This is a genomic window from Streptomyces sp. NPDC035033, from assembly GCF_040636735.1.
In the GTDB taxonomy this organism is placed as follows: domain Bacteria; phylum Actinomycetota; class Actinomycetes; order Streptomycetales; family Streptomycetaceae; genus Streptomyces.
The window spans coordinates 150,362-171,119 of record NZ_JBEZUZ010000003.1 but is presented as its reverse complement, the minus strand read 5'-3'; the positions used below and the strand labels follow the sequence as shown (position 1 = coordinate 171,119).

Sequence of the window (20,758 nt, the reverse complement as noted above, 5' to 3'; positions counted from 1 at the left end):
CACATGGGGGACCCTCGCGCGACGTTTCGGCCAAGCGGCTCGTTCACACGGCATGAATCTGCGCTCTCACGCCGGCATGGGCCTCCTCATGACCGCGCTCGCCTCCGCCGCCATGGCCGCCCCGGCCGCCGCCGTCGAGGCCCCGGTGGTCGTTCCCCTCCAGGGCCTGGAGCCGGTCCTGCCCATGGACGCCCCCACCGTCGCGACCGGCGTCCCCGTGCCGGTGCCCGGCGCCCCCACCGGCTTCCAGAAGGGCTACGGCGCGCTGCCCGACGTGGTCCTGCCGAGCGTCCCGCTCACCGGCACCCTGCCCGAGACGGTCGTCGACGCGCCGCTCCCCGAGGTCCTGGAGGGCAGCGAGCCGGGCCGGGCGCTCCTCGCCACCCCGCACTCCGAGATGCTGGCCGCCACCCCCGGCGCCGTCCTCGGCAACCCCGTCGAGGCGCCCCGCGGCAACGGCCTCGCCGGCGTCCCCGACCTCCACGTGCCGCAGCTCGGCCTCGTCGCCCCGACGCTCAGCGGCGCCCTCGACTCCCAGCTCGGCCTCGCCCCCGAGCGCGGCTGAATCCTTCCCGCACCCCGCCTCCCTCCGCGGGGCCGCACCGGACCCTCCCCTTTTCGGAATTCCGTGCGAACCCGGTCCGCGCGGGTGAAGACACGATTCTTCCCCGCTACCGCACGGGTTCTCCCTCGTTGCACCGGAAGGCTTGTCGCATGGCCGCGGTCCGCGGACCGGTGGCCCGCCCGTCGTATCCGGCGGCGGGCGGTCACCGGACCGCGGACCACCTCTCCCCCTCGGAATCCGGGGCTTTTCCGATTTCCCTTCTCCCGTTCGGCCCAAAGGGCGTGACCCGTCCCGTGGTGCGGCGTTGAACGGAAGTGACGGCCGTGATCCCTGCGGTCGCTCGACCCATTCAAGGAGTTCTGATGTCTCGCATCGCCAAGGCCGCCGCCGTTCTGGCCGGCACCGGTGCCGTCGCCCTCACCGGAGCCGGCCTGGCCGTCGCCGACTCCGTCGCCGAGGGTGTCGCCGCCCACTCGCCCGGTGTCGGCTCCGGCAACGCCGTGCAGGTCCCGGTCCACGTCCCGATCAACCTCTGCGGCAACACCGTCGACGTCATCGGCCTGCTGAACCCGGCCTTCGGCAACAGCTGCGCCAACGTCGACGGCCCGAACGGCGGCGGCAACGGCGACGGCGGCTACGGCGGCTGAACCCGCCCCCGCGTCCCCCGCGTCCGGGGCCGGTCCGGTCAGGCGTACCGGTAGACCGGGCTGTGGTCGGACATCTCCGCCGGCGTCACGCCCCACGGCGCCATCGGCTGGTGCCGGGCGACCACCTTCCGGTACTGCGCGTCGCCCAGCGGCGGCGGCTCCGCCGGCAGGTACGCGGCGCCCGGATTGCGCTGCTGCCACCGCGACCACACCAGGTCCACGAAGGAGTGGTGCAGCCAGAACACCGGGTCGTTCACCGAGCCGCCGCCCAGCATCAGGCCGCCCACCCAGCGGTGCACCCGGTTGTGGATCCGGAACCGCTCGTTGCCCGACCCCGGGGCCCACCCCTCCAGACGGTTGCGGAACCCCGAGGGACTGGTCGAGTTCCAGGGAGCCGTGTCGTACGTCCGCTCCCGCATCACCTCGTCCAGCTGGGCCGCCGTCGGCAGCGCGATCGGATCGCGCGGCCTGCCGAAGTCCCTGGTCAGGTACGAGATCTCGGTCATCGCGTGCCTCACCGTCCACCTCCCCTTGGCATAGGCGAAGGGGCCGGTGGTCACCTGGAGGTCCGAGCGGCGCCCGTTGCCGCCCATGAAGTCCTCCGACCAGAGCGAGGACGCCGGGGAGTTGTCCCGGGTCCAGTCCCAGTACGGCACCGTCACCGACCCGTCGATCCGGCGCAGCGCCCGCTCGAACTCCAGCAGGAACTTCCTGTGCCAGGGCAGGAAGCTCGGCGCCATGTGCGCGGTCCGCAGCCGGCCGCCGCCGTCGGCCGTGTAGTGGTCGATGTGCATGCGGACGAACTCGTCGTACTCGCCCCGGCGCTTCAGTTCGAGCACCGCGGCCACGAACCTCCGGCGCTCCGTCGCGGTCAGGTCGCGCTGGTTCTTACGCGTGTACACCACGCGGGTTCCCTCCCGTGGGGTCGGTGTGGTCGCCGTGCGCCGCCGCGTACCGGGACAGCGGGGCCGGCCCCGCCGCGTCCACGGCCGCGCGGACGGCGGCGAGCGGGGTCGGGCAGGACTCGTAATGGTCGAGCGGGGTCACCCAGCCGCCGTCGGCGCACCGCATCAGGTGCAGCGGCCGGCCGTCCACCAGGGCCACCGGCTCGCCGCCCGGTCCGGTGAGGCCGCGGATGCGGCGGCCCGCGTACATCTCGTCGAAGGCGTGGGGATCCGGCTCCGGGGAGCGCGCCGCGATCCGGCCGAGGGCGCCGCCCGTGGCGGCGGTGACGGCCAGCGCGAAAAGGGACCGGAGGGCGACACGGCGCGGGAAAGGCATCGGCGATCTCCTGGTGTCGACAAGGGGCCTCAGGGCACAACGATGAAAACCCGTGTTCGTTGCGGCCGGGAGTTCGAGCGGGGGAATGTCGGCCGGATGAGTGAATTCGGTACGGGGAAAGGGTGGTTGGGCCACTAGCATCCGGTTCCATGACCACTCCCCACGCCCTTTCCGAGGCGCGCAGCGCCTCCCCGCTCGGCACGCTCACGGTGATTCCGTGGTCCAGCGAGGCCACCGCCGATTCCGCCGGGACGCCTTTCCTCATGGCGTATTCGCTCGGCGACGGCCGTGACGGGCCGGAGGCCGGTCAGCAGGCGATGCGCTCCGCCCTGGAGGCCATGGGCCTTTCGGTCGGCGACCGGCTCTTCGACCTGGAGAAGGACGCGGGGATCAGCGCCTCGCTGCTCGTCGAGGGCGGCTCCGCGGTGCTCACCCTCCCCTTCCTCAAGGTGCAGTGCCCGGTGCCCGCCGAGTGGCAGGCCGCCGCCCGCGAGGCCGGCCAGGTCTACTTCCTCTGCTCGGTGCGCCCCTGGTCCGAGGGGGTCCCCGGCCGGCCCGTGGACGAGGACCGGCTGCGCGCCTTCGTCTCCGACGAGGAGATGCTCGCCGACTGCGCCCACGTCCTGCTGCCGGTCCGGCGCGTGCAGGGCTGAAGGGGAGGGGCGGCGCGATGACGACGCTCGGGGTACGGAGCGAGGTGCCCGGTCCGCGGCGGGAGGAGCGCGCGGCGCGGGCCGGGCGGCGGGAGGACGGGACGGTCGGCGCGGGCCGGGGGCTCGGCTGGCTCCTGGTCGTCACCGGCGCGGCCGGGATCCTGGCCGCGTGGGTGATCACGACGGACAAGTTCAAGCTCCTGGAGGACCCGGGTTTCCAGCCGGGGTGCAGCCTGAACCCGGTCGTGTCCTGCGGGAACATCATGAAGAGCGAGCAGGCGGCGGTCTTCGGCTTCCCCAACCCGATGCTCGGCCTCGTCACGTACGGCGTCGTCGTCGCGATCGGCGCCGGGCTCCTCGCGGGCGCCCGGTACCGGGGCTGGTTCTGGCTGGGGCTGAACGGCGGGACGCTGTTCGGCGTCGGCTTCTGCACCTGGCTGATGCAGCAGTCGCTGTACGAGATCAACGCGCTGTGCCTGTGGTGCTGCCTGGCCTGGGCGGCGACCCTGACCATGTTCTGGTACGTCACCGCGCACAACGTGCGGACCGGGGTGCTGCCCGCCCCGGCGGCGGTGCGGGGCTTCCTCGGCGACTTCGCCTTCGCCCCGCCCGTCCTGCACGCCGGGATCATCGGGATGCTGATCCTGACCCGCTGGTGGGAGTTCTGGACCAGCTGACGTGAGCCGCCTCCCCTCGTGGCCGCGGGCCGCACTCCTGGTGCTGCTCGCGGCCGTTCTCGCGCTCCTGCTGCTGCCCGGGCGGATCGCGCCCGGCGAGCGGCAGGCCGGGACCCGGCCCGCGCCCGAGCCCTCGCCGCTGCCGGGGGTGCCGTCCGGCTTCTTCACCGGCTCCGACGCGGAGGGGGTGCGGCGGATCGCCGGGGCGGAGGCGTGGCTGGGCGGCGAGCTGGCGGTCGGGCACACCTACCTGCCGGGCGACCGGTGGTCCAACATCGAGGGGCACCCGGAGCTCTTCGCGCCCTGGGCGCGGTGGAAGGCCGGGCGGCCGGGGCGGCTCTTCGTGCTGAACGTGCCGATGATGGACCGCAACGAGGCCGGGCTGACCGACGCCGAGGTGCGGGCCGGGCTGCGGCGCGGCGCGGACGGCGCCTTCGACCGGCACTTCCGGACGCTCGGCGAGGGGCTGGTGGAGCACGGGCTCGGCGACGCGGTCCTGGTGCTCGGCTGGGAGATGAACGGCACCACGTACGGCCACCGCTGCGGGCCGGACCCGGCGGCCTGGAAGGCGTACTGGCGGCAGGCGGTCGGGGTGCTGCGGGGGGTCGAGGGGCAGCGGTTCCGCTTCGACTTCACGCCGAGCCGGGGGCGGGACGCGGTGCCGTGGCCGGAGTGCTATCCGGGGGACGACGTCGTCGACATCATCGGGATGGACGCCTACGACCAGCCGGAGGGGCTCTCCTTCGAGGAGCAGGTGAGCGAGGAGTACGGGCTCGCGCACCACGTGGCCTTCGCGAGGGCGCACGGCAAGCCCGTCTCGTACCCGGAGTGGGGGCTCTTCAGGAACGGGGACAACCCGGCGTACGTACGGGGGATGCTCGACTGGTTCGCCGCCTACCGGCCCGTCTACCAGACGGTGACCGACTACTGCCCGCACGGGGTGTGGGGGTGCGCGGACAATCCGCGGTCGGCCGAGGTGGTCAGGGGCGCGCTGGGAGCGCCGGGCCGCCCTTGAGGGTGTCGATCGTGCGGTGCAGCAGCTCCAGGAGGTCCTCGGTGAGGCCGCGCTCCGCCCAGTAGAGGGTGGTCTCGCGCAGCGCGCCGAGGACGGCGGCGGTGAAGACCCGCACCTCCAGGTCGTCGGGGGCGCGGCCGGTGCGGTCGGCGAGGGCGCGGGCGAGCCGGCGGCCGGTCTCGGCGGTGGTCTCGGTGAGCCGGGCGCGGACGGCCGGGGTGTCGGCCATGAGGCGGGCGCGGAGCCGGAACTCCTCGGGGTCGGTGGCCAGGGCGGCACGGAAGGCCCCGGCGAGGACCGCGCGGAGGGATTCGAGGGGCTCCTCGCCGGCGGGGCGGGCGCGGAGCTGCTCTTCGAGGTGCTCGTCGTCGTCATCGGTGAGGACGATGTCCTCGCGGACGGGGAAGTAGCGGACGACGGTGGAGGGGGAGACGTCGGCCTCGGTGGCGATCCGCTCGATCGTGGCCGCCTCCCAGCCGTGGGAGGCGGCGATCCGCCGGCCGGCCCGGCGGATCGCCGCGCGGGTCCGTTCCTTCTTCCGTTCCCTCAGACCTTTGGACACGGTGTCATTCTGCCTGGTCAGGCCTGGTAGGCGACCAGGGAGATGCCGACGTAGTGGACGATGAAGGCGGCGAGGGTGAGGGAGTGGAAGACCTCGTGGAAGCCGAACCAGCGCGGGGACGGGTTCGGGCGCTTCATGCCGTAGATGATGCCGCCGGCGCTGTAGAGCAGGCCGCCGACGACGACGAGGACCAGGACGGCGATGCCGCCGGTCCGCAGGAAGTCGGGGAGGAAGAAGACGGCGGCCCAGCCCATGGCGATGTAGCAGGGGGTGTAGAGCCAGCGGGGGGCGCCGACCCAGAAGACGCGGAAGGCGATGCCGGCGGCCGCGGCGGCCCAGACCGCCCACATGAGCGGCTTCGCGGTGGAGTCCGGGAGCAGCAGCAGGGTGAGCGGGGTGTAGGTGCCCGCGATGATCAGGAAGATGTTGGCGTGGTCGAGGCGGCGCAGGACGGCCTCGCCGCGCGGTCCCCAGTCGCCGCGGTGGTAGAGCGCGCTGATGCCGAAGAGCAGGCAGGCGGTGAGGACGTAGATCCCGCAGGCGATGCGGGCGCGGGGCGAGTCGGAGAGGGCGACCAGGACCAGGCCCGCGACGATCACGGCGGGGAACATGCCCGCGTGCAGCCAGCCTCTGAGCCGTGGCTTCAGCGGGAGCGACGGGGTCGGGGTGATCGGGTCGGGCTCGACCGGTGTCACTTCCGGCGTGGCTGCAGTCATGACACGGAATCGTACCTACGGTCCCGTAGGCCGGGGATACGAGTGGCGATGCTCACGTGTGCACCCCCCTGGACATATGGGCGTTTCCATCGGATGATCAAATGAGTGCGGTCGGCACCGGATGAGCAGCTACGACGCATCCGGGTCGCGGCCCCCACGGGGCATACAGCTGAACAACACCCCTCTACAAGGAGCAATCGTGGCGCGCGACAACGCGGCTCCCCTTCCCACCCAGCACCAGGAGCTCATCTCCTGGGTGAACGAGATCGCCGAGATCACCCAGCCGGACGGCATCGTCTGGTGCGACGGCTCCGAGGCCGAGTACGAGCGCCTGTGCGAGGAGCTCGTCGCCAAGGGGACGTTCACGAAGCTCGACCCGGTGAAGCGCCCGAACTCGTACTACGCCGCCTCCGACCCGACCGACGTCGCGCGCGTCGAGGACCGCACCTTCATCTGCTCCGAGAAGGAGGAGGACGCCGGCCCGACCAACCACTGGAAGGCCCCGGCGGAGATGAAGGAGCTCTTCGCGGGCTCGGACGGCATCTTCCGCGGTTCGATGAAGGGCCGGACCATGTACGTGGTCCCCTTCTGCATGGGCCCGGTCGGCTCCCCGCTCTCCGCCATCGGCGTCGAGATCACCGACTCCGCGTACGTCGCGGTCTCCATGCGCACCATGACCCGCATGGGCCAGGCCGTCCTCGACGAGCTCGGCACCGACGGCTTCTTCGTGAAGGCCGTCCACACCCTCGGCGCCCCCCTCGCGGAGGGCCAGGAGGACGTGCCGTGGCCGTGCAACTCCACCAAGTACATCTCGCACTTCCCGGAGACCCGCGAGATCTGGTCGTACGGCTCCGGCTACGGCGGCAACGCGCTCCTCGGCAAGAAGTGCTACGCCCTGCGCATCGCCTCCGTCATGGCCCGTGACGAGGGCTGGCTCGCCGAGCACATGCTCATCCTCAAGCTGACCCCGCCGCAGGGCGAGGCGAAGTACGTCGCCGCCGCCTTCCCGTCGGCCTGCGGCAAGACCAACCTCGCCATGCTGGAGCCGACCATCCCCGGCTGGACCGTGGAGACCATCGGCGACGACATCGCCTGGATGCGCTTCGGCGAGGACGGCCGCCTCTACGCCATCAACCCCGAGGCCGGCTTCTTCGGCGTCGCCCCCGGCACCGGCGAGCACACCAACGCCAACGCCATGAAGACCCTCTGGGGCAACTCCGTCTTCACCAACGTCGCGCTCACCGACGACGGCGACGTGTGGTGGGAGGGCATGACCGAGGAGGCGCCCGCGCACCTCACGGACTGGAAGGGCAACGACTGGACGCCGGAGTCCGAGACGCCGGCCGCCCACCCGAACGCCCGCTTCACCGTCCCGGCCGCCCAGTGCCCGACGATCGCCCCCGAGTGGGAGGACCCCCAGGGCGTCCCGATCTCCGCGATCCTCTTCGGCGGCCGCCGCGCCTCCGCGGTGCCGCTGGTCACCGAGTCCTTCGACTGGAACCACGGCGTCTTCCTCGGCGCCAACGTGGCCTCCGAGAAGACCGCCGCCGCCGAGGGCAAGGTCGGCGAGCTGCGCCGCGACCCCTTCGCCATGCTGCCGTTCTGCGGCTACAACATGGGCGACTACATGGCGCACTGGGTCAAGGTCGGCGCGTCCGCGGACGCCGCCAAGCTGCCGAAGATCTACTACGTGAACTGGTTCCGCAAGAACGACGCCGGCCAGTTCGTCTGGCCCGGCTTCGGCGAGAACAGCCGCGTCCTCAAGTGGATCGTCGAGCGCCTCGACGGCAAGGCCGAGGGCGTCGAGACCCCCATCGGCATCCTGCCGACGAAGGACTCCCTGGACACCGACGGCCTGGAGCTGGCCGACGAGGACCTGGAGTTCCTGCTCACCGTCGACAAGGACGTGTGGCGCGAGGAGGCCGGCCTGGTCCCCGCCCACCTGGAGACCTTCGGCGAGCACACCCCGAAGGAGCTGTGGGACGAGTACGAGGCGCTGGTCGAGCGCCTGGGCTGATCCCCCGGCCACACCGAGACTCGTGGTGGGCTGCCCCGAACTACCGCCCTGACCAGTGGGGTCACGACGGTCCATCACGACGCAACCGGCCCCGGAGCCCCCTCAGGCTCCGGGGCCGGCGCACGTCCGCCGCCGGGCGGCCGGGGTCAGAGGAGCGGCTGGGCCGACTCGACCACGGCGATCGCGGCGCGGCAGGCGTCGCGGAACTTCACGAACTCGCCGTTCCAGCTCGACGCGCGGGCGCCGCGGGAGCTGGAGTCGTCGAAGAGGCTCCGGCGCAGCTCGGTCGTCAGCTCCAGCTGGGCGCCCATCGAGAGCATCGTGCGGTTGCACGGATTGGCCGTGTGGCTGCCGTCGAAGTCGCCCAGGGTCGTCGCGTACGGGGCCTGGAAGGCGTCGACGGCCGGGAAGCCCGCCTTCCTCAGCTCCGTCACCAGGGCGGTGCGGAAGGCCGGGTTCAGGCCGCCGACGACCGCCACGCGGCGGTCGCCCGTCGCCGGGAACTCCGCCGTGGGCAGCTTCAGCTGGTCGAAGGTGCAGCCGTGCAGCGAGAGCACGTTGAGGTGGCTCGCCGCCAGCGACAGGGCGACGTGGTCGTCGCAGTTCTTCGAGGTCACGTGGAGCGCCGTGTTCCCGCTGGAGAGCAGGCCCTCGAACATGAAGTAGTCGTGCGTGGTCGGCAGCACCGGCGCGCCGGCGGCGTCGGACGGGCTGTAGCCGGCGATGCCCAGGCACAGCTCGGAGGTGCCGACCTCGATGCCGCCGCCGTGCAGCGCGAGGATCGCGGTGCGGGGGAAGTCGTACTTCTGGCCCATCTGGAGGTCGAACCTCTCGTGCCGGCGGTAGCGGCGGCTGAAGGTCGTGCCCTCCTCCGCGCCGAGCTCCCGGTAGAGCGCGGTGTTGGAGGGGTACTCCACCGGGTCCGTCCCGGCGGCGGCGGCGGCCGGGCCGGCGGCGGCGAGCTGGCCGAGGAGGGGCGCGCCCGCCGTGGCCGCGGCGGCGAGGGCCGTCAGGACGGTGCGGCGGGACGCGGTTCGGTCACTGAATGTCATGCCCGGAACATAACCCAGGGGGTGCCGGCCTCAGTCGCCCCGGTCCTCCAGGTAGCGGGTGTGCGCCCGCTGCCGGAGCTCCTCCGTCTCCTGGAGCGCCGCGGCGATCCGGCCGGCCTCCTCGCGCAGGGCGGCCAACTGCCGCTCCAGATGGCGCTCGGGCGGCTCGGTCCCCGGGTTCACCCGGGACCACCAGCGGGTCCGCACGAAGGCGTCGACCGCCTCGGGGACGTCCTGGCGCACCGCGCGGGCCAGCACGTGGAGGTGGTCAGGGTCGCTGACCCAGCCCGGGGCGAGCAGCGCCTCGAAGAGCGTGTCCAGCTCGTCGAGCCGCTCCCGCGCGGCCTCCGGCAGCTCCACCTCCGCCAGGTACTCCCGCAGGGTGGCGTGGTCCGCGCGCAGCGACTCCACCTGCTCGTCGGCGCTCGGGAAGGCCGGGGCGTCGGGCCGCTCGGGCGGGGCGATCAGCGCCCCCGCCGCGTACAGGCCGAGCACCACCAGGGGCCACAGGCCGCCGGCCGCGCCGGTGAGGCCGATGCCCAGTCCGGCCAGGCCGCAGAGGCAGCCCGTCAGGTTCTTGCGGGACTCCGCGTAGCGGAGCACGGGGTTACTGGTAGCCACGGATCTCCTCGAAGGCGCCGTTCAGGGAGCCCTTCGTGGCGTCGAAGAGCTTGCCGCCGGTCAGGTCGGCGATGTGGTTCAGCTCGACCCGGTCGGAGTCGCCGAAGAGGATCGGGAAGACCGGCGTGCGCCGCTGCTCGGCGGGCAGCTCGCGGAAGAAGGCGTCGAAGTCGCCGCCCTTCATCCCGTCGGTGTTCTCCCCGTCCGTCATGAGCACGATCGAGGTGAAGGTGTCGCGGGAGGAGGCGCCCAGACTGCGGTACGCCTCGGTCAGGCTGGAGTAGATCGCGGTGCCGCCGGAGGCGGTGAGCCCGCCGGCCTGGTCGCGGATCGCGTCCCTGGCCTTCGCCGGGTTCTCCGGGTCGACCGTGTACGTCCGCACCTCGCCGGTCTTCACGGTGCTGCCGAAGGGCATCAGGGTGACCTCCTCGCGGTCCCGGAAGTCCTCGGTGAGCTCGGCGAGCGCCTCCTTCAGACGGGTCAGCCGCTCGCCGCCCATCGAGCCGGAGGTGTCGAGGACGTAGACGGTGCGGGAGGGGCGGCGGAGCGTGTTGTCGTACGCGTCGAGGAGGCCGTCGGCGACGGAACGGCTGCCGGGGAAGGGCAGTTCGCGCCGCAGGTCGCGGTCGAGCCGGGGCGACGGGTCGACGCCGGCGACGACGGGGCGGCGCAGCGTGGTCTCGGTGATCCGCCGCTGGGCCTCGGGGGTGCGGAGGTGGGTGGTGAGCCGCCGGGCGGACTCCTTGGCGTCGGCGGAGGCGGCGGTGAGCAGGGTGAGGGGGTAGTCGGCGGTGACGACGCCGTCGGAGGGGCGGATCACGGTGAGCTCGCCGGGCGTGGCGAGCAGCACGGACTCGTAGTTGACGAGCGCGTCGATGTCGGTGCGGCGGGCGTAGGAGGTGGCGAGCCAGCCGGAGGAGCCGGAGGTGAGCTTCTGGCCGGTGAAGAACTCGCGGAGCTTCGGGGTCGCCTTCGCCACGTCCCGGTCGCCGAGCGCGGCCTGGGCGCCGGAGAGGCCCGAGGCGACCGAGACCAGCGCGGAGAAGCCGGAGTTGGAGCGCTTCGGGTCGGTCATGCCGTACGTCAGCTTCCCGGCGGCGACCGCCTGGTGCAGCTGCGACCAGGTGACCTTCTTCGGGTCCCAGCCGAGCCGGGCGACCACCTCGGGGCGGACGCCGAGCGCCACCGGGGAGGTCATCACCGGGGTCTCGTTGGTGATCCGGCCGGCGGTGTCGGGGCGGAGCCGCAGGTAGTCGTTGGAGGAGAGCCAGACGGCGTCGTACTCCTTGTCGGCCCGGCCGGAGGCGATCTGCTCGACGGCGTCCAGGGTGCCCGCGTAGGTGGGGCGGACGGTGACGCCGGTGGCCTTGCGGGCCTCCTCCAGGACCGGCGCCATGTCGGCGAGTTCGGAGGAGGCGAGGACCCGGAGGGTGCCGGGGGCGGCGGGGACGGTGCCGGTCCTGTCGTACTGCTCGCCGGTGCCGCCGACCGAGTTGTCGATCGTCGAGCAGGAGCCGGCGGTGGCGGTGAGGAGCAGGGTGAGGGCGAGGCCCGCCAGGAGGCGGGGGAGGGTGCGGGTGCTCATGCGGTGGGGCCGCCTTCCAGGGCGCTCGTGCGGCGGCTGCGGTCCAGGTGGGCGCCGGCCACCTGGAGTTCGTCCGTGAGGGAGCGCACGGTCGTCGCCATCGCCTCGGTCGCCTGGACCTTGTACGCGTCGATGGCGTCGAGGGTGCGGTAGATCTGCTGGAAGGCGGTGCGCAGGGTCTCGGCGCCGACCGCCGGGTCGGCGGCGATCCGCTGGATCTCGCCGGCCTGGCCGGCGAGCATCTCGGCGTTGCCCCGGATCAGGTCCTCGGTGGTCGAGCGGAGCACGTTCACCTGCTCGGTGACCTTGCGCTGGTTCTCCAGCGCGGCGGCGAGCATGACCGCGATCCGCAGCGCCGACAGGGTCGTCGTCGCGGCCCGGTCCACGCCCTTGATCAGCTCGTCGTTGTTCCGCCGGACCACGTCCATCGCCAGGTACCCCTGGGCGCAGACGGCGAGCTGGGTCAGCAGGTCCTGGTGCTTCTGACGGACCGGGAAGAGCACGTCGGCGCGGAGCGCGTCGGCCTCGGCCGGGTCCGCGGTGTCCGCGATCCGCCGCTCCACGGCCGCGTCCAGGGCCTCGGTGAGGACGGCGAACTCCTGGAGCTTGCCCATCGTCTCCCAGAGCCGGGCGCGCTCGGTCTGGAGGGCCGCGTTGTCGCGCCGCAGTTCGTCCTGGCCGCCGCGGAGCGCGCCGACGATCCGGTTGAGGGTGGCCTGCGAGGAGGCGTACTTGGCGACGTGGTCGCGGAACCGGTTGCCGCCGGGCAGCTTGGCGAGGAGCCCCTTGAAGCCCTTGCCGGGGGTGTCCCGGGGGTCCAGGTCCTCGACCGTGCGCCGGAGCTCGACGAGCGAGGAGCCGACGCGGGCGGAGGCGTCGCCGCCGCCCTGGCCGAGCGAGCGGACGGTGCGGTCCAGCATCCGGTTCGACTGCTGGGCGGCGGCCCGCATCTCCCCGGAGCCGAGCGCCGCGATCTCGCCGATGCGGCCGGCGAACTCGGGGGAGCGCGGGTCGAGTCCGGCGAGCGAGCCCACGTACGCGGCGGCCCGGCGGGACATCTCCGTCCGTACCGCCTCGTCCAGCGGCACCAGGCCGGCGGCCTGCTCGGCGCGGACCGCGGGGGCCGGCGCGGGCGGGGTGAGGACGAGCGGGGCGTCCTGCTCGGGCGGGGTCAGGACGAAGGTGGACTCCGGCGGGCCCGCGTACGGGTTGCGGGGCTGCCCGCCGGCGCGCGGGTCGGTGTGCTCGGTCATGCGGTGCCCCCCTGGTCACGGGCCCGCCGCGCCATGTCGCGCAGCACCGTGCCGGTGGGCACGGGCGCCTGGCGGACTCCGGTCAGTGTCTGGTTGAGGTATTCGCCGTGCGGGTCGGTGGCCTCGGTGAACTCGAGCGCGGCGCCCTGCGGCCGGAAGCCGTGCCGGACGGCGAGGCGGCGCAGCTCCGGGTCCTCGGAGAGCAGCCGGCCCAGCTCCTTGCCGCCCTCGGTGAGCGGGACGAGGGTGTGGTCGCTGTTGACCGTGGTGTCCGGGTAGAGCACGACGAGGTCGCCCATCGGCCGCTTCGCGAGGAGCTGGGAGGCGACCTGGGACTCGTAGACGAGGACCAGCGGGTTGCCGACGCCGCTCACGAAGTCCCGGAAGGGGGCGTCGGAGCTGGTCTGCTGGGCGCCCTGCACCTGGGTCAGCTTCCGCAGCAGCGGGGCGGTGCGGCCGACGGCCTCCTTGCCGTCCGCGACCCGGCCGCCGTCGGCGACGTAGCTCGCGGCGGCGAGGTAGAGGGCGCCGGAGTTGGAGGCCACCGGGTCGGTGGAGGTGACGAAGAGCGTCCCGCTCAACTCGGCGTGCTTGTCGGCCCCCTTGAGCTGCTGCCAGCTCCGGTCGGCGCGGACGGCGGCCAGGTAGGCGTCCATCTTGAGGATGCCGCGGGTGCCGCGGGCGGTGAGGGTGGCCAGGCCGTTGTCGGCGAGCACCCGGGCGGCGCTGCTGTGCGCGACCACCACCAGCGGCGAGTAGAACGGGCGCAGCGGTGCGGCGACGGCTTTGTCGGTGGCCTTGGCGCGCAGCTCGTCGGCCGGTCCCTTCGAGGACGGGAACGCGAAGTCGTACCCCTTGAGGGGGAGTTGCTCCATGTCCCAGGACCCGGAGGTCTCGGTCGACACGGTGAGGCCCTTGGCGGACAGGGCCTTCACGACGTCGGGGTCGGTGAAGAACTCGCTCTTCTCCGAGCCGATGACTCCTCGCACGGTCTTCGTTGCCGTGCCCTTGTCCTTTTCGCCGCCCGTCACGAGGACGACGGCCACGCCGCCGAGGAGCAGGACGGCCAGGACGATTCCGAGAATGCGTCTCACGCGGGCAGAGTGCTCGCGGAAACCCACATTCCAGGGGGAGTTGGGTGGACGGCGGGTGAAGTGCCGATCCCGGTAGGGAACCGGAGGGGGGTCCGCCGGAAGGGGGTGGGCGTTCGCGGGGGAGGGAGGGGTGGATGGCTCCCGGGCCGCGCGGTTCGTGCCGCGCGGCCCGGGGCCGTCAGGGGGCGGCGACCAGGGGGTCCCCGGCCAGTGCCGCGGTGTGCGCGTCCATCCGTTCCGCCGCGAGGATCGCGGCGGAGGTGTCCGCGCGGGAGGCGGCGACGACCAGGGCCCGGCCGGCCAGCGCGTGCGCCTTGCGGTGCAGGGCCTCGCGGGAGGCGCCGCTCAGTCCCGCGTGGCGGGCGGGCGGCGCGCCGCGCAGCCGGGCCACCTGCCGGGCGATCAGCTCGCCGCCCTCGTCGTCGCCGAGCTCGTCGGTCACGGCGAGCAGGGCGGCGAGGTGGCCGGCGAGCTGGATGTCCAGCTCCTCCTCGCGGGAGCGGTGGGGGTAGGCGCCGGGGTCGTCGGACGCCGTGTGGACCGACTTGGTGCGGATCGGTTCGTACATGGGACGGCCTCCTGACTGCTCGAAGACCATCCTAGCTTAGATATTGTCTAAAGTTGCGACGCGTCCGGTTCAAGGGCGGGTCAAGAACGGCCGGGGCCGGGTCGGCCCCGGCCGGTCCGGTCCGGGTCGGTCCGGTACGGGTCGGTGCCGGCCCCGGGTCAGTGCTGGCCGTAGCCGTCCAGGAAGCGGCCGATCCGCGTCACCGCGTCCGTGAGGTCCGCGACCGACGGCAGCGTCACGATCCGGAAGTGGTCCGGCTCGTGCCAGTTGAAGCCCGTCCCGTGCACCACCATGATCTTCTCGGCCCGCAGCAGGTCCAGGACCATCTGCCGGTCGTCCTTGATCTTGTAGACGTTCGGATCGAGCCGCGGGAACAGGTACAGCGCGCCCTTCGGCTTCACGCAGCTCACGCCCGGGATCGAGGTCAGCAGCTCGTACGCCGTGTTCCGCTGCTCCAGGAGCCGCCCGCCCGGCAGCACCAGCTCCTCGATCGACTGCCGCCCCTGGAGCGCGGCGGCCACCGCGTGCTGGGCCGGCATGTTCGCGCACAGGCGCATGTTGGCGAGGATGGTGAGGCCCTCGATGTACGAGGACGCGTGGTGCTTCGGGCCGCAGACCGCGAGCCACCCCGAGCGGAAGCCGGCCACCCGGTAGTTCTTGCTCATCCCGTTGAAGGTGAGGACGAGGAGGTCGGGGGCGATCGCGGCGGTCGGGGTGTGCGTGGCGCCGTCGTACAGGATCTTGTCGTAGATCTCGTCCGAGCAGACCACCAGGCCGTGCCGGCGGGCGATCTCCGTCAGCGAGCGCAGCGTCTCGTCGTCGTAGACGGCGCCGGTCGGGTTGTTCGGGTTGATGATCACGATCGCCTTGGTGCGGTCGGTGATCTTCCGCTCGATGTCGGCCAGGTCCGGCATCCAGTCCGCCTGCTCGTCGCAGCGGTAGTGCACCGCCGTACCGCCCGCGAGGGAGACCGAGGCCGTCCACAGCGGGTAGTCGGGGGCCGGGACGAGGACCTCGTCGCCGTCGTCGAGCAGCGCCTGCATCGACATCTGGATCAGCTCGGAGACGCCGTTGCCGAGGTAGATGTCCTCGACGGAGAGGGGGATGCCCTTGGTCTCGTAGTGGCTCATCACCGCCCGGCGGGCCGAGAGCAGCCCCTTCGCGTCGCCGTAGCCGTGCGCCTCGGAGAGGTTCCGGAGGACGTCCTCCAGGATCGCGGGCGGGCACTCGAAGCCGAAGGCGGCCGGGTTGCCGGTGTTGAGCTTGAGGATGCGATGACCCGCGGCTTCGAGCCGCATCGCCTCTTCGAGCACCGGGCCCCGGATTTCGTAACAGACGTTGGCGAGCTTCGTGGACTGGATCACCTGCATGACGAGAGCTTACGGCGGGCGGGGGCGCGATGCCTCGTGTTCTCGGCCACGCCGGGCATCGGGTCGGGGCCCGTGACGTGATCCCTACAATGCGGGGCCATGAGCTTCGAGGACCCCGACAGACGTTCGCGCCGCCGCCGCCACGCCTCCGCACGGCGGGGCCGCGGAGCCGTGTGGCTGGTCGCCACCGGAGGGGTCGCGGTCCTGGGGCTCGGCGCGGTGGCGCTCTTCGGCGGGGGCGGCGGGGCCCGGGGCCCGGTCGAGCGGGAGCGCGACGGCGGCGGCCTGCCCTCGCTGATCCAGGCGGACCCGGCGGAGAGCGGCGCGACCCCCGGGGCGTCCCCGGCCACCGGCCGCCCGGCCCCGGCCACCGGCACGGGCTCCCCGGCCGCCGGGACGACGGCGCCCACCGCGCCGCCGGCGGCCACGACCGCCCCGGCGCCCTCCTCGGCGGAGCCCGCCGCCGCCCCCGAGCCCACCGCCACCGGCTCCGAGGCCACCCGCACCGCCAAGCCCGGCCGCGGCCGGGGCAACGGCAAGGGCCCCCACTGACCCCACCGGGACCACCGGCCCCGCCCGGGAAGCCGGGGTCCCCGGCGGCGACCGGGGGCGTACGGCCGTCGGGGAGCGGAACGCGGCCGGGTAGGTTGGCCGCCATGTGGGTCGTGAACGGGTCCGGGTGCCGGTGGCTGGGTGCGGGCGGAGCGCTCGCCGTGGTCGTCGGCGGGTACGCCGCCGGGGCGCTGCCCGTCCTCGGCGGCGCGCCCCTGTGGCAGCCCCGGGCCTCCGCCGCCGAGACCCTCGGGGCGGTCCTCGCCGCCCTCGGGCTCACCGTCCTCGTCGCCGCCTGGTGGCGGTACGGCGTGCTGCTGGCGCGCGGGGCCGCCGGGGGCGTCCTCGGGACGCTCGCCGCGTGGGCCGCGCCGCTGCTGGCCGCCCCGCCGCTGCACAGCGCCGACGTGTACAGCTACGTCGCGCAGGGCGCGATGGTCCTGGAGGGCCACGACGTGTACGGCGCCGGGCCCTCGGTGCTCGGGCCCGGGGACCTCGGCGCGGACGCGGCGGCGAGCGTCGGCGGGAACTGGACCGACACCCCGGCACCGTACGGACCGGCCTTCCTGCTGCTCGCCGAGGCGGTCGTGAAGCTGACCGGCGGGGCCGTCGTCCCGGCCGTCCTGCTGCTGCGGCTGGTCGCGGTCGGCTCGCTGGCGCTCCTGGTGTGGGCGGTGCGCGGCTTCGGGAAGGGCGAAGGGGCCCTGTGGCTCGCCGCGCTCAACCCCCTGCTCCTGGTCCACGTCGTCGGCGGCGTGCACAACGACGGCCTGATGGCCGCGCTGATGCTCGCCGGCGTGCTGCTCGCCGTGCGCGGACGGTGGGTCCTGGGCAGCGTCCTCGTCGGGTGCGCCGTGATGGTGAAGTCGCCGGCCGCCGTCGCGCTCCTCTTCATCGGGGTGATCGCCGCCCGCCGGAGCGGGCTCCTGAAGGGGCTGCTCCTTCCGCCGGCCGTCGCCGGGGCGGTGGCCGCCGGGGCGAGCCTGCTCGCCGGGACCGGCTTCGGCTGGCTGCGGACCCAGTCCGTCGCCGGGGCCATCCACACCCCGCTGTCGCTCACCAGCGACCTCGGGCTCGCGCTCGGGAAGCTGCTCGCCGACGACCCCGAGCCGGTCAAGGCCGTCGTGCAGAAGCTGGGCCTGCTCGCCGCCGTCGCGGTCATCGCCGCCCTGGCGTGGCGGGCCCACCGCGGCCGGATCGACCCCGTCCTCGGGCTCGGGTACTCCCTCCTCGCGCTGGTCGCGCTCTCCCCGATGGTGCAGCCCTGGTACGCGCTCTGGGGCACGGTCGTCGTCGCGGCCGTCGCCTGGCACAGCCGCGCCGGGCAGGTGCTCGCCGTCCTCTCCGCGGCGCTCGCGTACGAGACCCAGCCGAGCGGCCGCACCCCCTGGTACGGCTTCGTCGCCGCCGGCCTCGTCCTCGCCCTCGGCGCGGCGTGGCTCCGGCGCGACCGGTGGCCCTCGGCGGCCGGCCGCGCCCCCGCGCCCGCCGACGACGCCCGGACGATCGCCTAGACCGGGGTCCGGCGGAGGGCGCGGCCCGCGAGGACGTCCGTGCGGCGGCCGTCCTCGATCACGAAGCGGCCGTCGACCAGGACGTGCGGGATGCCGGTGGGAAGGGTGCGGGGGGCGTCGTACGTGGCTCCCGCCGCGACCGTCGCCGGATCGAAGAGCACCAGGTCCGCCACGTACCCCTCCCGCACCAGGCCCCGGTCGGGCAGCCGCAGCCGGGCCGCCGGGCGGGAGGTCAGGTGGGCCACGCACTCCTCCAGGGAGAGGACGCCCTCCTCGCGGACGTAGCGGCCCAGGTACTCGGGGAAGGTGCCGTAGGCGCGCGGGTGCGGCTTGGCGCCCTGGAGGATGCCGTCGGAGCCGCCGGTGTGGACCCGGTGCCGCATGATCGCCCGGACGTTCTCCTCGTGGCCGACGTGCTGGAGGATCGTCGTCCCCAGCCGGTCGGCCAGCAGGAGCGCGCGGGCCTCCTCCCAGGAGGCGAGGCGCCGGCCCACCCGGTCCGCGAGCGACGGCTCCGCGACCCCCGACACCTCGATCGTCGACCAGTCGACCGGCACCCCGTGGCAGCCGTCCGACCCCGTCACCTCCAGGCCGTGCCGGATCCGCTCCGCCGCCGCCCCGTCCGCGAGCCGCGCGAGGACCGCCTCCGGGCCGCCCTCCTGCGCCCACGACGGCAGCAGGGCGAGGAGCGTGGTGCAGCCGGGGGTGTACGGGTAGGTGTCCAGGCTGATGTCCGCGCCCGCGTCGAGCGCCCGGTCGAGCAGCGCGAGCAGCTCCGGCGCCCGGCCCTCGTTCTCGCCGAAGTTCAGCGTGGCGTGCGCCAGGTGCAGCGGGCAGCCCGCCTCCCGGGTCAGCGCGATCATCTCCTCGTACGCGCGCAGCGCCCCCGCCCCGTAACTGCGGTGGTGCGGGCAGTAGTAGCCGCCGTACTCCGCCACCACCCGGCACAGCGCGGTGAGCTCGGCGTCGGGGGCGTACATGCCGGGGGTGTAGGTGAGGCCCGACGACATGCCGACCGCGCCCTGCTCCAGGCCCTCGGCGACCAGCCGGCGCATCCGGTCCAGCTCGGCCGGGGTCGCCGGACGGTTCTCCCAGCCCACCGCGTACATCCGGACCGTGCCCTGCGGGACGAGGTAGGCGGCGTTCACCGCGATGCCCTCGCCGCCGTGCGCGGAGTCGAGCCGGTCCAGGTACTCGCCGACCGTCCGCCAGTCCAGGTCCAGGGACGTGTCGCCGGGGCCGCCGCCGTTCCAGCCGGCGATCGCCCGCCGCACCTCCTCCCGGGTGCGGTCGTCCACCGGCGCGTACGACAGGCCGTCCTGGCCCAGCACCTCCAGGGTCACGCCCTGCGCGGCCTTCGCGGAGTGGTCCGGGTCGCGGAGCAGCGCGAGGTCGCTGTGGGCGTGCATGTCGACGAAGCCGGGGGAGAGGGCCAGGCCCTCCGCGTCGATCACCCGGGTGGCCGTCGGCCGCTGGCAGCCCGCCGCCGCGGCCTCCCGCACGATCGAGACGATCCGGCCGTCGTCGACCGCCACGTCGGCCCGGTACGAAGGGCCGCCGGAGCCGTCCACGACCTCGGCGTCCCGGAAGACGAGATCCCACATACCCGGCCCCCGCTCAGAAGAAGGTGCGGACGTAGTCGACGACCGTGCCGTCCGCCTCGACCAGCGGGATCAGCTGCCACTTGTCGAAGGACGTGCACGGGTGGGAGAGGCCCATCCCCACCCAGTCCCCGACCTCCAGCTCCGCGCCGTCGCCGGTGCGCAGCCAGGCGTGCTGGTCGGACAGGGCGGTCACGGCGATCCCGTCGGCCGGGCGGAGCTCGCCGGTCCGGGCGGAGCGCACCACCTGCGCCTCCGGCAGGTGGAGGTCGTACGCGGCGTCCCGCTTGCCCGCGTTGGTGAACGCCTGACCGGCGGACGGCCGGGACACCACCTGCGACCAGAGCCGGAACGACGGCTGGAGGGAACCCTCGCCGGGGACCCGGTTGAAGGGGGTCCTCTCCCGGTACTGGCCGTCGTCGTGCGAGACGTACGCGCCCGAGCGCAGCAGCTTCAGGACGGGCAGGGAGAGCGCGGGGACCTCCGCGAAGACGTCGGCGACCGCGTCGAACCACGCGCTGCCGCCCGCGCTCACCACGATCTCGCCCGCCGCCGGGTCGAAGCGGCCCTCCTTGTCGAAGGCGGCGGCGAGCCCGGTCAGCCGGCGCAGCCAGGCGCGGACCGACTCCCCGTCCGCGCCCGGCACCTCGGCCTCGTAGCCGGCGACGCCGACGAGCCGGAGCGTGGTCGTCGCGGCGACGGCGTCGGCGACGGCCGCGCACGCGGCCTCCGTGCGCGCGCCGGTACGGGCCCCCTCGCCGGCGCCCAGCTCCACGACGACGTCCAGCGGACGCCGGGCCCCGGCCGCGCGCAGCGCCCCGTCCATCAGCTCGACCCCGCGCACCGAGTCGACGTAGCAGACCAGCCGGAACTCCGGGTGCGCGTCCAGCTCGGCGGAGAGCCAGCGCAGCGCCACCGGGTCGACGACCTCGTTGGCGAGGAAGATCCGGTCGATCCCGTGGGCCCGGTAGACCCGCACCTGGTGGGGGACGGCGGCCGTGATGCCCCAGGCGCCGTGCTCGATCTGGCGGCGGAAGAGGACCGGGGCCATCGAGGTCTTGCCGTGCGGGGCGAAGGCGAGGCCGTGCCGCTCGGCGTACTCCTCCAGGGCGCGGAGGTTGTGCTCGACGGACTCGGCGGAGAGGGCGAGGACGGGGGTGGTGAACCCGCCGGTGAAGAGGGAGCGGCGCTGGGCGGCCAGCTCGCCGACGGTCAGGCCCTCCGCGTCCGGCGGCAGGCCCTTGAAGCGGTGGTCGACGCGCTCGTTCGCCAGCTCGTCCGTCAGCTCGTCCGGCATGGATCCCTCCTCCAGGTGTTGCGGCATGCGCAACGCCCATTGCGTATATCGCTCGTCGCTGTCTAACATCCGGGCCGAGGCCGGGTCAACGGACCCGGCACACCGGCCCCCGGTGAAC

The 20,758-nt window shown here is 73.7% G+C and carries 21 protein-coding genes; 8 read left to right on the top strand and 13 right to left on the bottom strand.

Annotated features, from left to right (window positions below):
• Positions 1–52 precede the first annotated feature (52 nt).
• Together AB0E83_RS03240 and AB0E83_RS03235 are read left to right on the top strand one after the other, a co-directional pair.
• Complete coding sequence (locus AB0E83_RS03240) at positions 53–565, top strand: hypothetical protein (RefSeq protein ID WP_362105064.1); 513 nt, start codon at positions 53–55, stop codon at positions 563–565.
• Positions 566–927: 362 nt separating this feature from the next.
• A complete protein-coding gene (locus AB0E83_RS03235) occupies positions 928–1,212 on the top strand; it encodes a chaplin (protein WP_362105061.1) in 285 nt (94 codons plus the stop codon).
• 38 nt (positions 1,213–1,250) lie between these two features.
• Here the strand turns inward: AB0E83_RS03235 and AB0E83_RS03230 are convergent, their stop codons facing one another.
• Entirely contained in the window at positions 1,251–2,117 is an 867-nt protein-coding gene (locus AB0E83_RS03230; protein WP_362105059.1) for a tyrosinase family protein, read from the bottom strand.
• Positions 2,101–2,493, bottom strand: a complete 393-nt coding sequence (locus AB0E83_RS03225) for a tyrosinase family oxidase copper chaperone (RefSeq protein WP_362105056.1) — start codon at positions 2,491–2,493, stop codon at positions 2,101–2,103. Before AB0E83_RS03225 ends, AB0E83_RS03230 begins: the two co-directional genes overlap by 17 nt.
• 149 nt (positions 2,494–2,642) lie before the next feature.
• On the opposite strand from AB0E83_RS03225, the gene AB0E83_RS03220 reads away from it, so the two are divergent.
• Genes AB0E83_RS03220 through AB0E83_RS03210 form a run of 3 tightly spaced genes read left to right on the top strand, consistent with a single transcriptional unit; the run spans position 2,643 to position 4,838 of the window.
• A complete protein-coding gene (locus tag AB0E83_RS03220; RefSeq protein WP_362105053.1) occupies positions 2,643–3,146 on the top strand; it encodes a DUF5949 family protein in 504 nt (167 codons plus the stop codon).
• A 17-nt stretch (positions 3,147–3,163) separates the two neighbouring features.
• Positions 3,164–3,823, top strand: a complete 660-nt coding sequence (locus tag AB0E83_RS03215) for a vitamin K epoxide reductase family protein (RefSeq protein ID WP_362105050.1) — start codon at positions 3,164–3,166, stop codon at positions 3,821–3,823.
• Position 3,824: 1 nt separating this feature from the next.
• Complete coding sequence (locus AB0E83_RS03210) at positions 3,825–4,838, top strand: glycosyl hydrolase (RefSeq protein ID WP_362105047.1); 1,014 nt, start codon at positions 3,825–3,827, stop codon at positions 4,836–4,838.
• On the opposite strand, the gene AB0E83_RS03205 is transcribed toward AB0E83_RS03210, so the two are convergent.
• Both AB0E83_RS03205 and AB0E83_RS03200 read right to left on the bottom strand, forming a co-directional pair.
• Positions 4,804–5,400 carry a TetR family transcriptional regulator gene (locus AB0E83_RS03205; RefSeq protein ID WP_362105045.1) on the bottom strand — a complete coding sequence of 199 codons (597 nt, stop codon included), beginning with the start codon at positions 5,398–5,400 and terminating at the stop codon, positions 4,804–4,806. The genes AB0E83_RS03210 and AB0E83_RS03205 overlap by 35 nt on opposite strands.
• Positions 5,401–5,417: 17 nt before the next feature.
• A complete protein-coding gene (locus AB0E83_RS03200; protein WP_362105042.1) occupies positions 5,418–6,116 on the bottom strand; it encodes a hemolysin III family protein in 699 nt (232 codons plus the stop codon).
• A 199-nt stretch (positions 6,117–6,315) separates the two neighbouring features.
• On the opposite strand from AB0E83_RS03200, the gene AB0E83_RS03195 reads away from it, so the two are divergent.
• On the top strand, positions 6,316–8,133 hold the full coding sequence (locus AB0E83_RS03195) for a phosphoenolpyruvate carboxykinase (GTP) (RefSeq protein WP_362105039.1): 1,818 nt from the start codon (positions 6,316–6,318) through the stop codon (positions 8,131–8,133).
• Between the two features lie 146 nt (positions 8,134–8,279).
• On the opposite strand, the gene AB0E83_RS03190 is transcribed toward AB0E83_RS03195, so the two are convergent.
• The 7 genes from AB0E83_RS03190 to AB0E83_RS03160 all read right to left on the bottom strand — a co-directional run bounded on the left by AB0E83_RS03190 (position 8,280) and on the right by AB0E83_RS03160 (position 15,676).
• The gene (locus AB0E83_RS03190) at positions 8,280–9,185 is read right to left on the bottom strand and encodes a poly-gamma-glutamate hydrolase family protein (protein ID WP_362105036.1); all 906 of its coding nucleotides are present in this window, start codon (positions 9,183–9,185) and stop codon (positions 8,280–8,282) included.
• A gap of 30 nt (positions 9,186–9,215) precedes the next feature.
• Positions 9,216–9,806, bottom strand: coding sequence for a hypothetical protein (locus AB0E83_RS03185; RefSeq protein WP_362105033.1), 591 nt, complete (start codon positions 9,804–9,806; stop codon positions 9,216–9,218).
• A complete protein-coding gene (locus AB0E83_RS03180) occupies positions 9,793–11,391 on the bottom strand; it encodes a VWA domain-containing protein (RefSeq protein WP_362105030.1) in 1,599 nt (532 codons plus the stop codon). The genes AB0E83_RS03185 and AB0E83_RS03180 overlap by 14 nt, the downstream gene beginning before the upstream one ends.
• The gene (locus tag AB0E83_RS03175; protein WP_362105027.1) at positions 11,388–12,644 is read right to left on the bottom strand and encodes a toxic anion resistance protein; all 1,257 of its coding nucleotides are present in this window, start codon (positions 12,642–12,644) and stop codon (positions 11,388–11,390) included. The genes AB0E83_RS03180 and AB0E83_RS03175 overlap by 4 nt, the downstream gene beginning before the upstream one ends.
• Positions 12,641–13,765, bottom strand: a complete 1,125-nt coding sequence (locus AB0E83_RS03170) for a hypothetical protein (RefSeq protein ID WP_362105024.1) — start codon at positions 13,763–13,765, stop codon at positions 12,641–12,643. Before AB0E83_RS03170 ends, AB0E83_RS03175 begins: the two co-directional genes overlap by 4 nt.
• A 151-nt stretch (positions 13,766–13,916) precedes the next feature.
• Positions 13,917–14,306, bottom strand: coding sequence for a hypothetical protein (locus tag AB0E83_RS03165; protein WP_362105021.1), 390 nt, complete (start codon positions 14,304–14,306; stop codon positions 13,917–13,919).
• A 158-nt stretch (positions 14,307–14,464) separates the two neighbouring features.
• Positions 14,465–15,676, bottom strand: a complete 1,212-nt coding sequence (locus AB0E83_RS03160) for a pyridoxal phosphate-dependent aminotransferase (protein ID WP_362105018.1) — start codon at positions 15,674–15,676, stop codon at positions 14,465–14,467.
• Positions 15,677–15,775: 99 nt separating this feature from the next.
• Here AB0E83_RS03160 and AB0E83_RS03155 point away from each other — a divergent pair, with 99 nt between their 5' ends.
• Both AB0E83_RS03155 and mptB read left to right on the top strand, forming a co-directional pair.
• A complete protein-coding gene (locus AB0E83_RS03155; RefSeq protein ID WP_362105015.1) occupies positions 15,776–16,228 on the top strand; it encodes a hypothetical protein in 453 nt (150 codons plus the stop codon).
• 104 nt (positions 16,229–16,332) lie between these two features.
• The gene (gene mptB / locus AB0E83_RS03150) at positions 16,333–17,742 is read left to right on the top strand and encodes a polyprenol phosphomannose-dependent alpha 1,6 mannosyltransferase MptB (protein ID WP_362105012.1); all 1,410 of its coding nucleotides are present in this window, start codon (positions 16,333–16,335) and stop codon (positions 17,740–17,742) included.
• Here the strand turns inward: mptB and AB0E83_RS03145 are convergent.
• Positions 17,739–19,346 (bottom strand): D-aminoacylase, encoded by a 1,608-nt coding sequence (locus AB0E83_RS03145; RefSeq protein ID WP_362105009.1) that lies wholly within the window; start codon positions 19,344–19,346, stop codon positions 17,739–17,741. The two genes, mptB and AB0E83_RS03145, sit on opposite strands and share 4 nt — an antisense overlap.
• A 13-nt stretch (positions 19,347–19,359) precedes the next feature.
• Entirely contained in the window at positions 19,360–20,640 is a 1,281-nt protein-coding gene (locus tag AB0E83_RS03140) for an alanine racemase (RefSeq protein ID WP_362105006.1), read from the bottom strand.
• Positions 20,641–20,758: the final 118 nt, after the last annotated feature.